This is a genomic window from Thalassospira sp. (assembly GCF_030690045.1).
GTDB lineage: Bacteria > Pseudomonadota > Alphaproteobacteria > Rhodospirillales > Thalassospiraceae > Thalassospira.
The window spans coordinates 18560-36028 of sequence record NZ_JAUYHK010000019.1; the positions used below are offsets into that span (position 1 = coordinate 18560).

Below are 17469 nucleotides of genomic sequence, written 5' to 3' on the forward strand. Positions count from 1 at the left end.
GTCAATTCTGTGATGGATCGGCATCTTGCGGGATGTCGGCGGGCAGGTTTTCATTTTCAACCCGATCAGGCACCGCAGCCGCAATTCCGGTGACAAAATCCCTGAGGACAAAAGATTCGCGATTGCGGGTCAGACCAAGACGGACAATCACCAGGTCCTTTGACGGGATCACCGTCAAGGACTGCCCGTCATGGCCCAGCGCGAAATAGGCATCGTCGGGGATCTGTGGTGTGGCGTCAGCACCGGGCAATTGCAACCACCAATGCGCCCCGTAAACGCCATTGGCGGCGGGGGCAGATGTGGTGGCATGGGCAACCCAGCCTTCGGGTAACAGTCGTTGTCCTTCCCAGATGCCATCTTGCAGGAAAAACTGCCCGATTTTGCCCCATTCCCGCGCGGTGGCGAGCATATAGCTCGACCCGACAAAATAGCCTTCGCTATCGGTTTCGATCACCGCCCGGTTCATGCCAAGTGGCCGAAACAGCAATTCATAGGGCAGACGTTGATAGGCGGCGGTGGAGCCTGTCAGATTGCGCATTGCTGCGGACAGGATATTGGTGGTGCCAGAATTATAGGCCCAGATGGTGCCGGGCGCATGTTCCTGCGGACGGGCTACGGCAAAGGCCGCCGCACTGGGCTGGGTAAACAGCATCTGCACGACATCGGATAACGGGTTCCAGTAACTTTCATCAAAGGCCAGACCGCCGGTCATCGACAAAAGATTGTCATAAGTGATGGCATTGCGCGGATCGGCCGGTTGTCCGCGCCATTCATTGATCAGAACCGGGGTGTCAAGCGAGGGCAGTATGCCTTCATGGCGCATGCGCCCCAACAGAATGTTAAACACGCTTTTGGTCATCGACCAGCCAGGCAGCGGGGTATTGACGGTAATCCCGTCGTCATAACGTTCGGCAATCACCTTGCCCTGATGCAGGACGACAATGGCGCGGCTGCGGCGGCTGGGATGGCTGCCGGGTTCATCCATCGCATCGCTCAGGATGTCATTGAGTTTTTTGCCATCAATGTTTTGTGGCAAGGAGGCTGTCTGCAACGGCTCTGTCGCAATCTGGCGGATCACCGGCACATTGTTTTGCAGGGCATCGGCCTGTTCCCTGGTGCTGAGCGTACAGCCCAGATGCGGGCGATAGACGGCAATCCGGGTGCGAAAGCCAAAGGCATGAGCATGTACGCGCTGATGACGCAAATCGACATTGGCGGTAATCAGCGACAAAACCGGATTGTTATCGGCCAGAACATCTTCGCGCAGGGCGCGTTCTGATGACAGGCGGCTGACGAAAATTGCCGAACACATCATCTTGGCGGTATAGGCGGCCCCGACCGGTGCCAGCCAGATAAAAAACGCGGAAATAGCCAGCATGCAAAGCAAGATCAATCCGATGAAGATGCCTTTTATCCAGCCCATTCGATATCCCTTGCCCCGCGAAGCGACAAAGGTCGCCCGCTTTGCCAGACAGGTCAAGAGACCGTATGTATAGTTTCATATGCGCGAAGATATGAAAGCAGGATTCACGTGATACGCCGTTGCCGTATCAGGATCACCGCCATGCCGGTCAGATAAAATCCCGACAGAATAAATGCCGCCCCGCGCCACCCACTGGCATCGGCCATCGCCCCGGTAACGGGCGGCAGCAACACCACAAAAATCTCGGCAAATTGTGCCAGCATCCCTTGCAGGGCGGGCATGGATAAATGACGTCCGGCAATACCCGGCAACAAGGCAAAACAGGTGCCGGCCACCACCCCTTGCGCCAGGTTGAAAAACCCGAGGGTGGCAATAATCCCCATAAGGGAACCGGTCAGAAAAATCGTGGCAATCGATGCCGCCATCACGATCAACCCGACCATGATCATGGGGCGTCCGGAACGCCCGTGCGCCAGCATTATGCCCGCCCCGATACTGCCCGCAATATTCCCCAGAATGGTTGTCACCCCGATGAGGGTGGCGGCAGTTGTCGTGCTGATCGCAAGCCTTTCCACCAGCATGACAGGCATAAAGGTAATGGCGGCCGATGTTGCCCCGGCAAAAACGCCAAAGGTCAGGGCGACCTGAAGGGCGGCACGCGATGTCAGAACGCCCAGAATGCCCGACATCATCGACCGGTCAAACTGCAAGGACGGATTGGGAAACAACAGCAGGCCGGGCAACAGGACAATGACCGGCACACCGGATGCCATCACGGCCACCCGCCAGCCCAGTGTTTCAACAAGACCGGCACTCAGCCACAATCCCAGCGCAATACCGACCGGCACAAAAGTGCCCCAGATGCTCATGGCGAAGGCAACGATGCGGGCATCACCCAGACGGGTCATCCAACTGGGTGCAGCCACCACGATCAATAAATAGCCGATACTGGTGATCAGGCGACCGACATAAAGCTGTGCGGTGATATCGGCATTGGAAAACACGATGCTGCCGATTATCATCATGCTGCCACCCAGCAGGACCGACTGTTTCAGACCTAGCCGCGATGCCCAGATGCCTGCCGGAATCGCAAACAGTGCCCCGGCAGCCGTGATCAGGGATGCCACCAGACCGAATTGCGCCTGGTTAAGATCAAAGCCCGCACGTAACGACAGGGCAATCGGCCCCATCAGCCCGACCTGCATCGAGGCCGTCAGGCCCATGCCATATAATAACAGGATCGCAAAAAAGGGATTCATCACAAAGACGCCCGGCACATCAACTGGACGCCGTTTTTAACCGGAAACCCCGCCTTCGTGCCACGTATGATTTATACGGGCGAGGACACGGGCATAGTGTCATAGCCGGTGGTCAGGCGCACCGCCGTGCCATCGGACAGGAAAAACCGTTCCCACAAAATATAACGATCCATGATTGGCATGGGCGGGCCATCGCGACCCGATGTGGCGAAAACAATATGATCGGCCTGATCATCGTGCCAACCCATATCATGCAGGCTTTTTTCGGCGGCGGCAATTTCAGGGGTGGCAAACCGCCACAGCGATTGCCCCAAAAGATCGTCATCGGGACGTTGCCATTCTTCCTGCCGGGGCAGGGAAGAACATAACAGGCGATGGCTGCGATCCTCGATCAGATGAACCCGCTGGCGCGACTGGCAGACAAGACGTTTGATCGCCTGATCCAGCCGGAAATTTCGATTGCGCGTCATCATGTCCTGCAACAGTTTGTGGTGCAGCGGGGCCGGGTTTTGCTGCCCCTGTTCCCAGCGCGAGACGGTGGCCTGCGTCACGCCCAGAATATCGGCAAGGCGATCCTGTTTGATCTCGGATGCGCGGCGCCATTGCCGCAACTGGCGGCCAAATTCGGCATCGGCATCAAGGGGCGGCAGGCGTTCCATATCCTTTTCCCGGAAAGGTCATCACACTGTATCGTAAAACCGCATCATTTCAATCTGGCACCGGCCATATTTGCGACTGTCGAGAATTTCCAACCCCGGCAGGGTGGGGGCCGTGTCCCGCTGGTCGCGTTCGGCCACAATCAGGGTTTCCGCATTGATCCATCCTGCCGCCTTCAGGGCGGCGATGGTGGGCGACAGCAAATCCTGACCATAGGGGGGGTCCAGAAACACAAGGCTTGCCGGTTGGCTGGCGTGGGGCGGTTTGGTGGCATCGGCCCGACGGGCCTTGGCCTGATCGCCCAGTTTCAGATCGGCAATATTGCGGCTGATGGTGGCAAGGGCGGCTTCGTCGCGTTCAAAAAATACGGCATGGGTGGCACCACGTGACAAAGCCTCGATCCCCAGCGCACCGGATCCGGCAAAGGCATCGAGCACCAGCCCGTCATAGACCGGATTGCGCCCGGTATCGTACCAGCGCCCGGCATGGTTCAGAATGTTGAACAGCGATTCCCTCACCCGGTCAAGGGTCGGACGAATATCCTTCCCGACCGGAGACGTCAGTACCCGTCCGCGATGGACGCCGCCGACAATACGCATGACCGCCTAATCCTTTTTGCCGCGAGAAAATCCACCCCGTCCGGCTGCCGGTTTGGCGGCTCCGCCGGACCGGTTGCCCGCCGGGCGATTGCCTTGCGGTTTGCCGCCTGCGGGTTTGGACGATTCCGGTTTGTTACTTGCGGGTTTATTGCCAGCCGGTTTGCTGCCAAGGGGGCGGTTTCCAGCGGGCTTGCTGCCCAGTGGTTTGTTACCGAGTGGCTTGTTTCCATCGGGTTTACGCCCATCCGATTTTCGTCCGTCCGGTTTGCTGCCGGGTCGGGCGGGTCGGTTTGAGAAATCCGGTCGGCTCCGGTTTTCGTCTCGTGTCGACCGGTCAGGTGCATCGCCGCGCCCCTGACGGATGACGCGGTCATTCCGGTCGCCGCGTTCGGGACGTTCGGCCCGTTCTGCGCCATAGCGGCCCCGGCCTTTGTTGGTCGGGCGCTCGCCGCTGCTTCTGTCCGCATCGCGGTCGTCATTGCCGCGCCACGGTGTGGACCGGACGATGCGTTCACCTGATGATACCGGGGCGGTCGGGCGGGTTTTGCCATCCCGGCGGTCGCGCGGGGTACGGTCGTCGCGGCCACCGCGCATATCCTGACTGTGATACCCTTCGTTGCGGCTGTTGTTGTCGCGATAATCGCGGTTGTCACGATGATTATCGTCTTCCGGGCGATCCCGATCCCGTGCTTCGTCACGGTCGCGTTGATAGTCGCGTTGTTGCCGGGCTTCACGGGCTTCGCGCGCTTCGGGGCCCCCGCGATTATCCTGCTTGTGTTTGCTTTCGTCGTGCCAGTTTGACGAACGCGGCAACATCTTGCGTTTCGGCTTGGCGCGGGCGGTGCCGATTTTGGCCCCGGATTGCTTTTCCGATACCTTGCCGGTATCGCCCTTGAAAAACGATGACAGTTGTTCCTTCATCACCTTGCCGGTAATTTCATCGACATCGCCCGGTGCCAGATTACCCAGATGGAACGGGCCATAAGACAGCCGCATCAGGCGTGTGACCGGCCATCCCAGATGTTCCATCACCTTGCGGATTTCGCGGTTTTTGCCTTCGCGCAGCGTGATCGTCATCCAGGCGTTGGAATCTTTTTGCACATCGATTTCGGCCTGAATCGATCCATAATGAATGCCGTCAACCGTAATGCCCTTGGCCAGTTCGGCCAGTTTTGATTCGTCAATCCGCCCATGCACCCGCACCCGATACCGCCGCGCCCAGCCGGTGGCAGGCAGTTCAAGATACCGCGCCAGTTCGCCGTCATTGGTCAGCAGCAACAAGCCTTCGGAATTCAGGTCAAGCCGTCCGACCGAAATCACACGGGGCATATAGGGCGGCAAATGTTCAAATACCGTTTCACGGCCCTGTTCGTCGCGATGGCTGGTGACCAATCCGCGTTTTTTAAACAGACGCCACAAACGCGGCTGTTCTTTTTTCGGCAGGGGTTTGCCATCAATCAGGATGATATCGGCATCGGTGACGGTGGTGGCCGGGCTGTCAAGCCTGCGGCCATTAAGCCGCACCCGGCCTTCGGAAATCATGCGTTCGGCATCGCGCCGCGAACAGACCCCGGACCGCGCAATGCGTTTGGCAATGCGTTCGGATTCCAGTTCTTCGGCTTCTGCGTCTTCGTCGATGGCCTCGGGCTCTTCTGCGGCGCTATCAGTATCGGTAAACAGCGCCTCATCGGTTTCCGAGTCGAAATCGGAATCCGGGGCCGGATCAAGGGCGTCATCGGGGGTTTTGGGGGTGTCGTTCATTTCGCGGCCTCTGCAATCAGCATATCAAAAATTCTGGAATCCCCGCTGCTGATATGGAATTCCGGGTGCCACTGCACGCCCAGACAATAACGATAACCGGGGTGTTCGATGCCTTCGATCACACCGTCAGATGCGCGTGAATTGATAATCACCCCCGGCCCGACCGTTCCGACCGCCTGATGATGGGCGGAATTGACCGACAAATGCCTGACATCGCCCACAATCCGTGCCAGCAACGTACCCGGTTCGACACTGACATCATGGCCCGGTTCATTGCGCGGATTGGGCTGTTCATGGGGCAGGCAATCTTCCACGCTATCGGGGATATGCTGGATCAAAGACCCGCCCAGAATAACGTTCAACAATTGCTGCCCGCCACAAATACCCAAAACCGGCATGTCGCGTTTCAGCGCGCCTTCGGCCATCGCCCATTCAAACCGGGTGCGGCGGTCTTTGGTGACGACTGTGCTGTGGCGTTCCTGTGCGCCAAACAATGACGGATCAACATCAAACGCCCCGCCGGTCACCACCAGACCGTCAATCAGATCCAGTAAATCAGGCACCAGATCAATTTCGTGGGGCAGGGGCATTGGAATACCGCCTGCGGCGGTAACGGCACCGGCATAATTTTCGCGCAGCGCATACCACGGGAATTTGGAATATCCGCCGGGTTGCTCGGAATCAAGGGTAATGCCGATGACCGGCTTTTTGTGTGTTGTGTTCATGGTGGCTGTTTATCCCGCGGTCGCGCTGCCCGCAACGGCTTAATCTGTGTTATCGTCTGATCGCTTGACCCGACAGGGTCCAGATTGCAATCTTTGTCGGCAAAAGAAAACAGTAACCTTGGGCACGCCCAGCCAGACCGGGATGGAATCAGCAATGAGTGCAGACAGTTTCATGGATATGGCACTGGAAGAGGCGCGTGCGGCGGCCCGGCGTGGCGAGGTGCCGGTGGGGGCTGTTCTGGTCGATTCCGATAGCGGTGAAGTTCTGGCACGGGCTGGAAACCTGACCGAGGAATTGAACGACCCGACGGCGCACGCCGAAATTCTGGTGATCCGGGCGGCGGCCGGGGCCAAAGGTGAACCGCGTCTGCCCAATTGCGATCTGTATGTGACGCTTGAGCCCTGCCCGATGTGTGCAGCCGCGATTTCCTTTGCCCGTTTGCGTCGGGTTTATTTCGGGGCCTATGACCCCAAAAGCGGCGGCATCGACCACGGCCCGCGCATTTTTGAAAGCACAAGCTGCCATCACAGGCCCGATGTTTATGGCGGGATTGGCGAGGTGGAAGCCAGCCGGTTGCTGCGGGAATTTTTCGGGTCTTTACGGTAGGGCTGGATTCTTCCTGTGACGGCAATGTCGATAAAAAATAGAATCGACATGGTCGTTTTATCATCCGTCGGAACGATAGACTTTAGTTTGCCGTTTTTGCGCCAGATCATATAACGGCTTGATCTTGCAAGGTAAGGTTGCCTTGCGATCACCGCCCATCAGGGCTGGTGGCACTTATAAGATCAAGCCAAGACCAGACAGGACGGCACCATGCCCTGTCGGCGTATGATGGTGACCCAAATGACCAATGATGCCCCTCCGCGCGGGACGGATTTGTCTACCGCGCCGAAAAAATCCGGGCCGTTCAAACCGGGCCTGCTAATTGCAATCATTTCCCTTTTTGCCATCATGGCGCTGCCAACTCCGGAAGGTCTTCCGCTGGCCGGGCAGCGCATGTTGGCAATTTTTGTTTTTGCTGTGGTGATATGGATCACCGAGGCGCTTGATTATGCGATCAGCGCGGTGGTAATTGCCGCCCTGATGGCGGTGTTGCTTGGCCTGTCACCTGATGTGGCCGATCCGGCAACGCTGATGGGAACACCCAAGGGACTTTCCGCTGCCATCAACGGGTTTAGCAGCCGTGCCTTGACACTGGTGGCCGCGGCCTTGTTCCTTTCTGCCGCGATGACGCTGACCGGGCTGGACCGGCGCATTGCGTTAAATGTGTTGTCGCGTGTCGGATCGAAAACCAGCCATGTGTTGATTGGTGGTATTGTCGTGGCCACTTTGCTGGCCTTTCTGGTGCCCAGTGCGACGGCCCGTGCGGCGGCGGTGATTCCGATCATGATGGGGATCATTGTTGCCTTTGGGGCGGGTAAGCAAAGCCGTTTTGCCGGTCTGTTGATCATTACGACGGTTCAGGCCGTCAGCATCTGGAATGTGGGTATCAAGACGGCGGCGGCCCAGAATATGGTCGCCATCGGATTTCTACAGCGTGAATTCGGTCTGGATATCACCTGGCTGGACTGGTTCATTGCCGCCGCCCCGTTTTCGCTGGTGATGTCGGTCGGGCTGTATTTCATCATGATGTGGATGATGCCCCCCGAACATGATGAATTGCCAGGTGGCAAGGAATCGATCACCAAATCCCTGTCGGAAATCGGGCCGATGAGTGCCCCGGAAAAACGTCTGCTGGCGATTTCGCTGACATTGGTATTTTGCTGGGCAACCGAAGGCATTTTGCACAGTTTTGACAGTTCCACCATCACGGTGATTGCCGTGGCGTTGCTGTTCCTGCCGGGGATCGGTGTGATGAACTGGAAGGCCGCGAACCCGCAAATTCCGTGGGGCACGATTGTGCTGTTCGGGGTGGGGATCAGTCTTGGCTCCGCCTTGCTGATGACCGGGGCGGCACCGTGGCTCGCACGGTTCGCGGTGGATCTGTTCGGCCTGTCGGCCTTGGGGCCGCTGACGATTCTGGCAGTGCTGGGGGTGTTTCTGATCATCATTCATCTGGGCTTTGCCAGTGCCACTGCCTTGGCATCGGCAATGATTCCAATTGTGATGTCGGTGTTGCAACAGGTGGAAACGGCGGGCATCAATGCCTTTGGCATGACGATCCTGCTGCAATTCGTCGTTAGTTTCGGCTTTATCCTGCCGGTCAATTCACCGCAAGGCATGGTGGCGCATGGCACCGGTACCTTTATGGTGCGCGATTTTATCCGCACCGGTCTGGCTCTGACGGTTCTGGCCTATGTGCTGACCCTGATTTTCGGGGCGACCTACTGGAAATGGTTGGGCCTGATCTGAGGATTGCGACGATCACGACATAAGGAAAAGCCCGCCAGTTCAGTTTTTCTGGCGGGCTTTCTTCTACTGGCCTTTCAGGTACTTTCTTCTATTGGCCTTTCAGGCCCGGCAGATGCTGATACATCCATGTTTCGGTCATCGGTTCGCCTGTGCTTTCACGGCGCAGATACATCCGCATATCGACCGGATCGGCACCATCAACCGTCAGATCAAAAATCGCCCGCCATATCCGCGTGTCGGGGATTGGCTCCGCCTTGATCAGTGACAATTCACCGCGTGATGCCGATACCTCGACAATCGGATATTCGCCATAGGCAAGGCCGCCCAGAATATCGCCTTCAAAATCGACGACAAATTTGGTCACCCCTTCCGGGCGCGGTTTGCCGGCTTCGCCCCCCCGACCCAGACGGGTGGCGATGGTCTGTGCCAGTTCCGTCATCGGAAAAGGATGATCGGCCTGCCAATAGAGCCGGTAATGATAATGGTGGCGCTGCCCGGCTTTGGCCGGTTCGGACGGGACCCAGAAGGCGGCGATATTGTCGTGGATTTCATCATCGGTCGGGATTTCGATCAGTTGTACCGATCCGGAACCCCATTCGCCCAGTGGCTCCACCCACAAATCGGGGCGGCGGTGATACATCACGCCATCAAGATAATGGTCAACATCGCGGTCGCGCTGCATCAGGCCAAAGCCCCGCGGATTGGTATCGCCAAAGGCCGAGGCGCGGGTGACTTCCGGGTTGTTCAACTGCCGCCAGATGCGTTCACCATTACCGGTCCAAAGCGCCAAACCGTCGCTGTCATGCACTTCTGGCCGCCAGTCAAACCGGAACGACCGGTTTTGTTCGGAATACCAGAACATGCTGGTCAGCGGTGCAACGCCCAGCCGTTCAATATCCTTGCGCAGGAACAGGAATTTTTCGACCTCCATCGTCACCCCTTCGCCGCGCGTCAGGTAAAAACGATAGGCCCCCGTGATGCTGGGGCCATCCAGCAGGGCATAAACCGTTACCGGGTTGGTGTCGTTACGGGCCGGTTCGATGTAAAATTCGGTAAAATCGGGGAATTCCTCGCCTGTCGGGGTGGCGGTATTGACGGCAACACCCCGTGCCGACAGTCCATACTGGTTAAGCGACCCGATAGCGCGGAAATAGGATGCACCCAGAAACGCCACCCAGTCCTGGGTTTTCCAATCGTCGCGTTTGCGCGATTCGTGTAAACGGAACCCGGCAAAACCGATATTTTCCGACAATTTCCGGGCGACGGCATCTTCGGGCATATCGAAATAATCGGGTTTGTAAATCACCTCGCGGGCAACGCTTTTATCAAGCAAATGCATATGCACCGGTTTCTGAAAATATCGGCCCAGATGGAAAAACGTCACCGGATAGATGCCCGATCCATCGGCAAAGGGGGAATGATCGCGTTTGTAATGCAGCTTGCCATGCGCATCATAATCGATCTGTTGCAGAATTTCCGGGTCGGGGGCCTTGGGCGCGGCGTAGGGGGCCGCAGCCAGCGTCTCGGCGCGTTTGATCAGGGTTTGGAAATTAAACGGTTTTGCATCGCCCAGTTCCAGACCGCTTTGCGCGGCAAAGGCCTGTTGCCAAAAGGACAGACCCGGCAGCATGGCACCGGCAACACCGGCGGCGGTGTATTTAAGGAAATCTCTGCGTTCCACAGAAGTCGTCATAAAACAGGTTCCGATCAATTTGGAATGTTCGTTATCTTACCCGATAGTGTGGGGGTATTTGGGATAAAACATGGCGAATTCAAGGCTGTAATCTCTGCGTTTTGCAGCTTGACGAAAAGCTGATTAAATACAAGCGCAATTGAAAAATACGGCAAGGTCAGGAAGGGAAACAGGCATGAAGATGTATGATGCCATTGCAGGTCAACCTGATCAGGTCACCATTTTTTCCGAGGCAGAACAAACCGGTTTGCGACTGGCGATCAAGGGGCGGCTAATTGCCTTGGTGCTGATGGGGGGCTGGCTGATTGCGACACGGTCGGGGAATCTGGAACTCACCCTTCAATATAGCGGTGCGGTCGCGTTTTTTGCGATTTTGGGCGTTCTGCATTCCCGAATCATCGGAACCCCACGGGATCGTTACTGGATCAAATATCTGTTTATTGCACTCGATATCGGGATTCTTTCCGTACTGATTGCCACCCGGCCGATTTATGAAAATGTTGATTTGCCCCAGGCAGTGATTTTCAGAACACCGATTTTTCCGTTCTATTTCGTTATTCTTGGTATTGCGGCGTTCAGTTTTTCACCCGGGCTTGTGTTGTGGGCAGGCATTTGTGGTGTTGTCGGCTGGCTTGGTGCATTTGGCTATGCCATTCGCGACATGACCCGGACCTTTGACTGGGGTGATATTGGCAGCAATCCGGATACCGAAACGTTCAAGACTTATTTCTTTAGCCCGGATTTTATAGGAGCCTGGAGCAGGATACAGGAAAGCGTTATCTTTCTGATTGTTGCCATCCTGATCGCACTGGTAATGTGGCGGGCACGTGTCACGGTCCACCGCCAGATCGCAGCAGAACAGGACCGCCGAACCATATCCGACATTTTCGGCCAATATGTACCGCCGGCAGTGGCGGAAGTTCTGATTTCGGAACGCGGGGCACTTGCTCCGGTTGAACGTGAGGCGACCGTTTTGTTCGCCGATCTGGCAGATTTCACCAAACTGACCGAAAAGATCGGTCCAAAAGGCATTGTCGAGGTTCTCAACACCTATTTCGATGCCGTGTCACAGATCATCACCCGCCATAATGGCGTGATTACCCAGTTTCAGGGCGATGCTGTTCTGGCGACATTCAATGTCCCGGTCGAAGATTCCGATCATGCCGGTTGCGCTTTGCGTGCGGGGCGCGATATCTGCGATCTGGTCGCACAACGTGATTTTGCCGGAATACAAATCCGGACGAGGGTTGGCATTTGTACCGGCATGGTGATCGCGGGCAGTGTCGGGGGCGGTGGTCGCCAGAATTATACCGTGCATGGTGATACCGTGAACCTTGCTGCCCGGCTTGAAGGAATGAACAAGGAACTGGGGACCGATATTCTGGTTGCCGCGACCACGGCAGACCGCATTGCCCATCACGGGCTGAAACAAATCGGACAGGTTGATGTGCGCGGGCTTTCAGCGCCGATTGATCTGTTCACCTTTGCCCGCACACCGGATGCACAGCCATAACACAAGAACGATAAGGCTGTGCGGATCTTAGGACCGTTCCCGCGCCACTGCGCGCCAGCCAATATCACGGCGGCAAAACCCGTCGGGCCAGTCGATGGCATCCACCCCCTGATAGGCGCGCTGTTGCGCCTCGGTCACGGTTTTCCCTCGTGCCGTCACGCCCAGAACCCGTCCGCCAATTGCGGTCAGGTCGTCGCCTTGCATTTTGGTTCCGGCATGCAGGACGCGCACGCCGTCAATCGCATTGGCGACCGCAACGTGTTTGATCACGGTGCCCTTTTGATAGGCTCCCGGATAACCGCGTGCCGCCATTACCACCACCATCGCGGTGTCGTCATGCCATTCCGGCGTCACCTGATCAAGGGTACCGGTAGCGGCCCCATCCAGAATATCCAGCACATCGGATTTCAGGCGCATCATCAGAACCTGACATTCCGGGTCGCCAAATCGGATGTTGTATTCAATCAGTTTCGGGTTGCCATCGGCATCAATCATCAGACCGGCAAACAGCACCCCCTTGAACGGGCAACCTTCGGCGGCCATTCCGGCAACCGTGGGGGCGATGATGTCGCGCATGACTTTGGCTTCGACGTCTTTGGTAAAAACCGGGGCGGGGGAATAGGCCCCCATGCCACCGGTATTGGGGCCGGTATCACCGTCGCCCACCGCCTTGTGATCCTGTGCCGCGACCAGCGGGATGAAATTCTTGCCATCGCACACGGCAAAAAACGATGCTTCTTCGCCGGTCAGAAATTCTTCGATCACCAGTTCTGCCCCGGCGGCACCAAATTTGCCATCCAGCATCGCATCATCAATGGCGGCAAAGGCTTCATCCATCGTCTGGCAAATGGTGACACCCTTGCCCGCGGCCAGACCATCGGTCTTGACGACAATCGGCGCACCGTGGGTTTGCACAAAATCACGGGCGGCATCGCGGTTGGTAAATCGGCCATAGGCAGCAGTGGGTACGCCAAATTTGGCGACCATATCTTTCATGAATCCCTTGGAACCCTCAAGACGGGCCGCATCGGCGCGACAGCCAAAGGATTTGATCCCGGCATCATCCAGCGCATCGACCAGTCCCGCCACCAGCGGTGCTTCGGGGCCGACTACCACCAGATCGATTTTGTGATCGCGGGCAAAGGCAACCAGCCCGTCAGTATCGGTATCGGATATGGCAACGCATTCTGCGCTGTCGCCAATGCCTGCATTGCCCGGCGCACACCACAATTTTGTCAGTCGCGGGCTTTTGGCAATCGCCCAGCACAGCGCATGTTCCCGTCCGCCGCCGCCAACAACCAAAACCTTCATGATGTCTCCTTCGATAACAAACAGTCTGCCTGATAACCTTGATGGTCCAGATGCGATGAACTAGGCTTGGAAAAGATGATTTCCCCGGCCCGGTTTTTTAGTCCGGATTTTCTGGCGGGCTTGTAACATAAAGTGGACTTGATGGCGCAAGATTTGTTCGACCCCTTTGCCCCCATGCCGCCAAAATCCGGCAACACACCGGAATTTTCAGTATCCGGTCTTTCGGATGCGCTCAAACGCACCGTCGAGGATGCCTTTTCCTTTGTCCGGGTGCGGGGTGAAATATCGGGTTTCAAACGTGCCAGCAGCGGGCATTTGTATCTGGCCCTGAAAGACGACAAGGCGGTTCTGGACGGGGTCTGCTGGCGCGGGGCGGCGGCAAATCTGGGCATTTCACCCGAAGACGGCATGGAAGTCATCGTGACGGGCCGTTTGACGACTTTTCCGGGTCGCTCGAAATATCAGATCGTGATCGAGACGATGGAAGTGGCGGGCGAAGGCGCGTTGTTGAAATTGCTTGAAGACCGCAAAAAGAAACTTGCCGCCGAAGGATTGTTCGAGGCGGACCGCAAAAAGCCGATCCCGTTCCTGCCCGATGTGATCGGGATTGTCACCTCGCCAACCGGGGCGGTGATTCGCGATATCATGCACCGCCTGCGTGAACGGTTTCCGCGCCGGGTATTGTTATGGCCGGTTCTGGTGCAGGGGCAGGGTGCTGCGGAACAGGTCGCAACGGCGGTGCGCGGATTTAATGATTTGCTGCCCTATGGGGCCATTCCGCGTCCCGATGTGTTGATTGTGGCACGCGGTGGCGGGTCGCTGGAAGATTTGTGGGCCTTCAACGAGGAAATCGTCGCCCGTGCCGTTGCCGAATCGGTCATTCCGGTGATTTCGGCAGTTGGCCATGAAACCGATACCACCCTGATTGATTTTGTGTCCGATTTGCGTGCCCCGACACCGACCGGGGCGGCGGAAAAAGTCGTGCCGGTACGGCTGGATCTGGTCACGCAGATCGATGAAAACGGCATGCGCCTGACCCGTGCGGTGCGCAGGCTGGGTGGGGAAAAACGTCTGGCGCTGGATGGTTTGATCCGGGGCCTTGGCGATCCGCGCCGTCTGCTGGAAGATCGCGCCCAGATGTTGGACAATTGGGCCGAACGCCTGCCGCGCGCCAGCGAAGGCCGCCTGCAACAGGCCCGCGCCCGTTTGAACGAAGCCGCCGCCCGCCTGACCAGCCCGCGTCAGCAACTTGCCGAAAAACGCGCCCGCCTGGAACAGGCAGGGTTGCGTCTGAATGGCGCGATCCGCACGGTTTTGCAGAAACAGCAATCCCGTTTTGATCGTGCCTCTGCCGGATTGCGCCCGGCGGATGCCACGCGCAATCTGACCCGTGACAAACGCCAGATCGATGATTTTGGTCTGCGGATGCAGGCGGCGGTGCAAAATGTGTTGCAGCGGGAGCAGCAAAATTTGCAACGTTATGACCGGCTGTTGGAAAGTTATTCCTATCGCAATGTCCTGAAACGCGGTTTTGCCGTGGTGCGCGATGCCGATGGCGGCCTGATTGCCCAGACCAGTGACCTGATTGATCAGCAGACCTATATTCTGGAAATGCAGGATGGTCGGGCGGATATCATTGCCGGGGCAGGGCGCAGGGGTGATATGCCACCGTCCGGCGATACCGGCGCAAAAAAGACGCCGGACCCCGTGAATATTCCGCGCAAGAAAAAAGCCAGACCGCAGGATGATCAAAGGCAGGGGAGTTTGTTGTGAGACGCCAAAATTTCGGATCAATCTGCGCCTGTCTTGTCCTGCTGTTGCTGCCGAATATATCGCAGGCGGCAGAGCCGGTGTTTGAAGGCCAGTTCATTCAGGGCGGCATTGTCTTCGGGCAAGCCGAACCGGGTTCGTCCATTTTGCTGGATGGGACGGCGATCAACACCGCCCTTGCCGATGGCAGTTTTATTTTGGGGTTTGCCCGCGATTATAATGGCCCGGCGCAGATCACCGTGCGGGCGGCAAATGGCGGGCAGGAACAGTTCAGCTATGACATTGCTACCCGCGAATTTGATATTCAGCGCATTGACGGTCTGCCGCCCAAAATGGTCACGCCGGGCCCGGCGGTGCAGGCCCGCATTGCCGACGATGCCCGGCAGGCCCGCGAGGCGCGTGTGGCAAGGTTCGATCAGAAATATTTCAAATCGGGGTTTGTCTGGCCAGCTTTGGGCCGCATCAGTGGCGTTTACGGGTCGCAACGGATTTTAAATGGCGAACCGCGTGCCCCGCATTGGGGCATTGATATTGCGGTGCCGACCGGAACGCCGGTTTTGGCCCCTGCCGACGGGGTGGTCACACTGGCCCATCCCGATATGTATTTTTCCGGGGCGACCTTGTTTGTCGATCATGGTTTGGGCATGGTGTCGGCCTTTTTGCATCTGGATCGCATCGATGTTACGGTGGGCGATGTTGTGCGGCAGGGCGATGTGATTGCGCATAGCGGGTCTAGTGGCCGTTCGACCGGGCCGCATCTGGACTGGCGGGTCAATGTCGGGGATGTCCGGGTCGATGCCGGGTTGTTGGTGCCACCCATGCCGGAACCTGCGCCAGATCAAACAGGGGCAACACAATGACAGCCAAGGGGGCGATTGCCGCCGGACATCCGGTTACCGCACAGGCCGCCGCCGATATTCTGGCGGCGGGCGGCAATGCCTTTGACGCGGTGATTGCCGCCTTGTGGGCGGCGACAGTGGCCGAACCGGTTCTGGCATCCCTGGGTGGGGGCGGGTTTTTGATGGCGCGTCCGGCCGGGCAGCCGCCACGTCTTTATGATTTTTTTGCCGAAACGCCGCTGGCCAAAAAACCGGCAGAGGTTCTGGAATTTTCCAGTTGCATGGCAACATTTTCGGGCGGGGTAACACAGGAATTTCACGGTGGTTATGGTGCGGTGGCAACACCGGGCATGGTGGCGGGGATGTTTGCCATTCATCGCGATCTGGGCCGGATGCCAATGTTCGATCTGGCACAACCGGCCATTCTGGCGGCACGGCACGGTGTTACGATTGATGCCTTCCAGGCCTATGTAATGACAATCATTCAGCCGCTTTTGGCCTTGTCGGACGAAAGCCGGGCGGCATTCGGTGCGCCGGGTAAACAGGACAAAGACAGTTTTTCAACCCTTGCCGAAGGGGTGCTGCATCAACAGCCGCAACTGGCCGAAACGATCACTGTTTTGGCGCAATCGGGTGCGGACGGGTTTTATCATGGTGATATCGGCAAGGAACTGGTCCATGCCTGCCGCGAACAGGGCGGCTATCTGACGGCCGATGATCTGGCGGCCTATCGGGTTTTGGTCCGCGATCCGGTTCTGGTGGCAGGACGGAGCGGGCGGTTTGTGTTGAATGCGCCGCCTGCGGCGGGCGGCGTTCTGGTAGGGTTCGGCCTGAAACTGGCGCGTGAAATGGATATTGGCGATTTTGGCAGTCTGCGCCATATCGACCGTCTGTCGCAAATCCTTGATGCCACCGGTATTGTCCGGCAGCAATATGGGGCCAGCCCGACAATCCTGTCCGATGATGTGTGCGAATCCTGGCGCAGCCTGATTGGCGAACGCCCGCTCAGTCAGGATGGCACCACCCATATTTCGGTGGTCGATCATGACGGCAATCTGGCTGCGGCAACGGTTTCCAACGGGTCCACATCGGGCCGCATGATTCCCGGTACGGGGATTATGCTCAATAACATGTTGGGCGAACAAGATTTGTCGCCGCAAGGCTTCCATAACTGGCCTTGTGGTGTGCGCATGAGTTCGATGATGTCACCGTCGCTGTATCTGGCATCCGATGGCCGGGCGGTGGCGCTGGGATCGGGCGGGTCGAACCGCATTCGATCCACCATGTTGCAGGTTTTGCTTAATCTGGATGTGTTTGGCATGTCCCTTGAAGATGCGATTGCCGCCCCACGTATTCATGCCGAAGGCGGGATATTGTCGATTGAACCGGGGTTTGATCAGGCAATTCTGGATCGGGTGACAATGGAAAACCAGCAGCGCTGGCAGGAAACCGACATGTTCTTTGGTGGGGTGCATGCGGCGATGGTGTCTGATGGCCGCAAATCGTTCGGTGCGGCGGGGGATTCCCGGCGTAATGGCTGTCACATGATTGTCGGTTAAAAAT

At 57.5% G+C, this 17469-nt stretch carries 14 protein-coding genes; 6 read left to right on the plus strand and 8 right to left on the minus strand.

Annotated elements, in window-relative coordinates; all coding sequences use genetic code 11:
* Position 1: 1 nt before the first annotated feature.
* The 6 genes from Q8O73_RS16005 to Q8O73_RS16030 form a co-directional block, all read right to left on the minus strand.
* Positions 2-1378 carry a serine hydrolase gene (locus Q8O73_RS16005; protein ID WP_305559196.1) on the minus strand — a complete coding sequence of 459 codons (1377 nt, stop codon included), beginning with the start codon at positions 1376-1378 and terminating at the stop codon, positions 2-4.
* A 149-nt stretch (positions 1379-1527) separates the two neighbouring features.
* The gene (locus tag Q8O73_RS16010) at positions 1528-2682 is read right to left on the minus strand and encodes a CynX/NimT family MFS transporter (RefSeq protein ID WP_305559197.1); all 1155 of its coding nucleotides are present in this window, start codon (positions 2680-2682) and stop codon (positions 1528-1530) included.
* A gap of 71 nt (positions 2683-2753) precedes the next feature.
* Positions 2754-3341: a helix-turn-helix domain-containing protein gene (locus Q8O73_RS16015; RefSeq protein WP_305559198.1), complete on the minus strand. Its 588-nt coding sequence runs from the start codon at positions 3339-3341 to the stop codon at positions 2754-2756.
* A gap of 21 nt (positions 3342-3362) precedes the next feature.
* On the minus strand, positions 3363-3938 hold the full coding sequence (rsmD, locus tag Q8O73_RS16020) for a 16S rRNA (guanine(966)-N(2))-methyltransferase RsmD (RefSeq protein ID WP_305559199.1): 576 nt from the start codon (positions 3936-3938) through the stop codon (positions 3363-3365).
* A 6-nt stretch (positions 3939-3944) separates the two neighbouring features.
* Positions 3945-5699, minus strand: coding sequence for a pseudouridine synthase (locus Q8O73_RS16025; protein ID WP_305559200.1), 1755 nt, complete (start codon positions 5697-5699; stop codon positions 3945-3947).
* Positions 5696-6424 carry a gamma-glutamyl-gamma-aminobutyrate hydrolase family protein gene (locus tag Q8O73_RS16030; protein WP_305559201.1) on the minus strand — a complete coding sequence of 243 codons (729 nt, stop codon included), beginning with the start codon at positions 6422-6424 and terminating at the stop codon, positions 5696-5698. Before Q8O73_RS16030 ends, Q8O73_RS16025 begins: the two co-directional genes overlap by 4 nt.
* 154 nt (positions 6425-6578) lie before the next feature.
* Here Q8O73_RS16030 and Q8O73_RS16035 point away from each other — a divergent pair, with 154 nt between their 5' ends.
* Together Q8O73_RS16035 and Q8O73_RS16040 are read left to right on the plus strand one after the other, a co-directional pair.
* Positions 6579-7031 carry a nucleoside deaminase gene (locus Q8O73_RS16035; RefSeq protein ID WP_305559202.1) on the plus strand — a complete coding sequence of 151 codons (453 nt, stop codon included), beginning with the start codon at positions 6579-6581 and terminating at the stop codon, positions 7029-7031.
* A gap of 210 nt (positions 7032-7241) precedes the next feature.
* A complete protein-coding gene (locus Q8O73_RS16040) occupies positions 7242-8780 on the plus strand; it encodes a DASS family sodium-coupled anion symporter (protein WP_305559203.1) in 1539 nt (512 codons plus the stop codon).
* A gap of 88 nt (positions 8781-8868) precedes the next feature.
* On the opposite strand, the gene Q8O73_RS16045 is transcribed toward Q8O73_RS16040, so the two are convergent.
* Positions 8869-10473 (minus strand): glucan biosynthesis protein, encoded by a 1605-nt coding sequence (locus Q8O73_RS16045; protein ID WP_305559204.1) that lies wholly within the window; start codon positions 10471-10473, stop codon positions 8869-8871.
* Between the two features lie 175 nt (positions 10474-10648).
* On the opposite strand from Q8O73_RS16045, the gene Q8O73_RS16050 reads away from it, so the two are divergent.
* Positions 10649-11986 carry an adenylate/guanylate cyclase domain-containing protein gene (locus tag Q8O73_RS16050; protein WP_305559205.1) on the plus strand — a complete coding sequence of 446 codons (1338 nt, stop codon included), beginning with the start codon at positions 10649-10651 and terminating at the stop codon, positions 11984-11986.
* A gap of 27 nt (positions 11987-12013) precedes the next feature.
* Here the strand turns inward: Q8O73_RS16050 and purD are convergent, their stop codons facing one another.
* The gene (gene purD / locus Q8O73_RS16055) at positions 12014-13297 is read right to left on the minus strand and encodes a phosphoribosylamine--glycine ligase (protein ID WP_305559206.1); all 1284 of its coding nucleotides are present in this window, start codon (positions 13295-13297) and stop codon (positions 12014-12016) included.
* 141 nt (positions 13298-13438) lie between these two features.
* Between purD and xseA the strand changes: the two genes are divergently transcribed.
* The 3 genes from xseA to Q8O73_RS16070 are packed head-to-tail and all read left to right on the plus strand — an operon-like array spanning position 13439 to position 17465.
* On the plus strand, positions 13439-15070 hold the full coding sequence (xseA, locus tag Q8O73_RS16060; RefSeq protein ID WP_305559207.1) for an exodeoxyribonuclease VII large subunit: 1632 nt from the start codon (positions 13439-13441) through the stop codon (positions 15068-15070).
* Positions 15067-15927 carry a M23 family metallopeptidase gene (locus tag Q8O73_RS16065; RefSeq protein WP_305559208.1) on the plus strand — a complete coding sequence of 287 codons (861 nt, stop codon included), beginning with the start codon at positions 15067-15069 and terminating at the stop codon, positions 15925-15927. The genes xseA and Q8O73_RS16065 overlap by 4 nt, the downstream gene beginning before the upstream one ends.
* The gene (locus Q8O73_RS16070; RefSeq protein ID WP_305559209.1) at positions 15924-17465 is read left to right on the plus strand and encodes a gamma-glutamyltransferase family protein; all 1542 of its coding nucleotides are present in this window, start codon (positions 15924-15926) and stop codon (positions 17463-17465) included. The genes Q8O73_RS16065 and Q8O73_RS16070 overlap by 4 nt, the downstream gene beginning before the upstream one ends.
* Positions 17466-17469: the final 4 nt, after the last annotated feature.

Excerpts from the sequence above, each read along its gene's own strand:
- Q8O73_RS16040 (WP_305559203.1), top strand. The coding sequence starts at position 7,242 with ATGCCCTGTCGGCGTATGATGGTGACCCAAATGACCAATGATGCCCCT.
- Q8O73_RS16070 (WP_305559209.1), top strand. The coding sequence starts at position 15,924 with ATGACAGCCAAGGGGGCGATTGCCGCCGGACATCCGGTTACCGCACAG.
- Q8O73_RS16015 (WP_305559198.1), bottom strand. The coding sequence starts at position 3,341 with ATGGAACGCCTGCCGCCCCTTGATGCCGATGCCGAATTTGGCCGCCAG.
- rsmD (WP_305559199.1), bottom strand. The coding sequence starts at position 3,938 with ATGCGTATTGTCGGCGGCGTCCATCGCGGACGGGTACTGACGTCTCCG.
- xseA (WP_305559207.1), top strand. The coding sequence starts at position 13,439 with ATGGCGCAAGATTTGTTCGACCCCTTTGCCCCCATGCCGCCAAAATCC.
- Q8O73_RS16005 (WP_305559196.1), bottom strand. The coding sequence starts at position 1,378 with ATGCTGGCTATTTCCGCGTTTTTTATCTGGCTGGCACCGGTCGGGGCC.
- Q8O73_RS16030 (WP_305559201.1), bottom strand. The coding sequence starts at position 6,424 with ATGAACACAACACACAAAAAGCCGGTCATCGGCATTACCCTTGATTCC.
- Q8O73_RS16025 (WP_305559200.1), bottom strand. The coding sequence starts at position 5,699 with ATGAACGACACCCCCAAAACCCCCGATGACGCCCTTGATCCGGCCCCG.
- Q8O73_RS16035 (WP_305559202.1), top strand. The coding sequence starts at position 6,579 with ATGAGTGCAGACAGTTTCATGGATATGGCACTGGAAGAGGCGCGTGCG.
- Q8O73_RS16045 (WP_305559204.1), bottom strand. The coding sequence starts at position 10,473 with ATGACGACTTCTGTGGAACGCAGAGATTTCCTTAAATACACCGCCGCC.
- Q8O73_RS16050 (WP_305559205.1), top strand. The coding sequence starts at position 10,649 with ATGAAGATGTATGATGCCATTGCAGGTCAACCTGATCAGGTCACCATT.
- purD (WP_305559206.1), bottom strand. The coding sequence starts at position 13,297 with ATGAAGGTTTTGGTTGTTGGCGGCGGCGGACGGGAACATGCGCTGTGC.
- Q8O73_RS16010 (WP_305559197.1), bottom strand. The coding sequence starts at position 2,682 with ATGAATCCCTTTTTTGCGATCCTGTTATTATATGGCATGGGCCTGACG.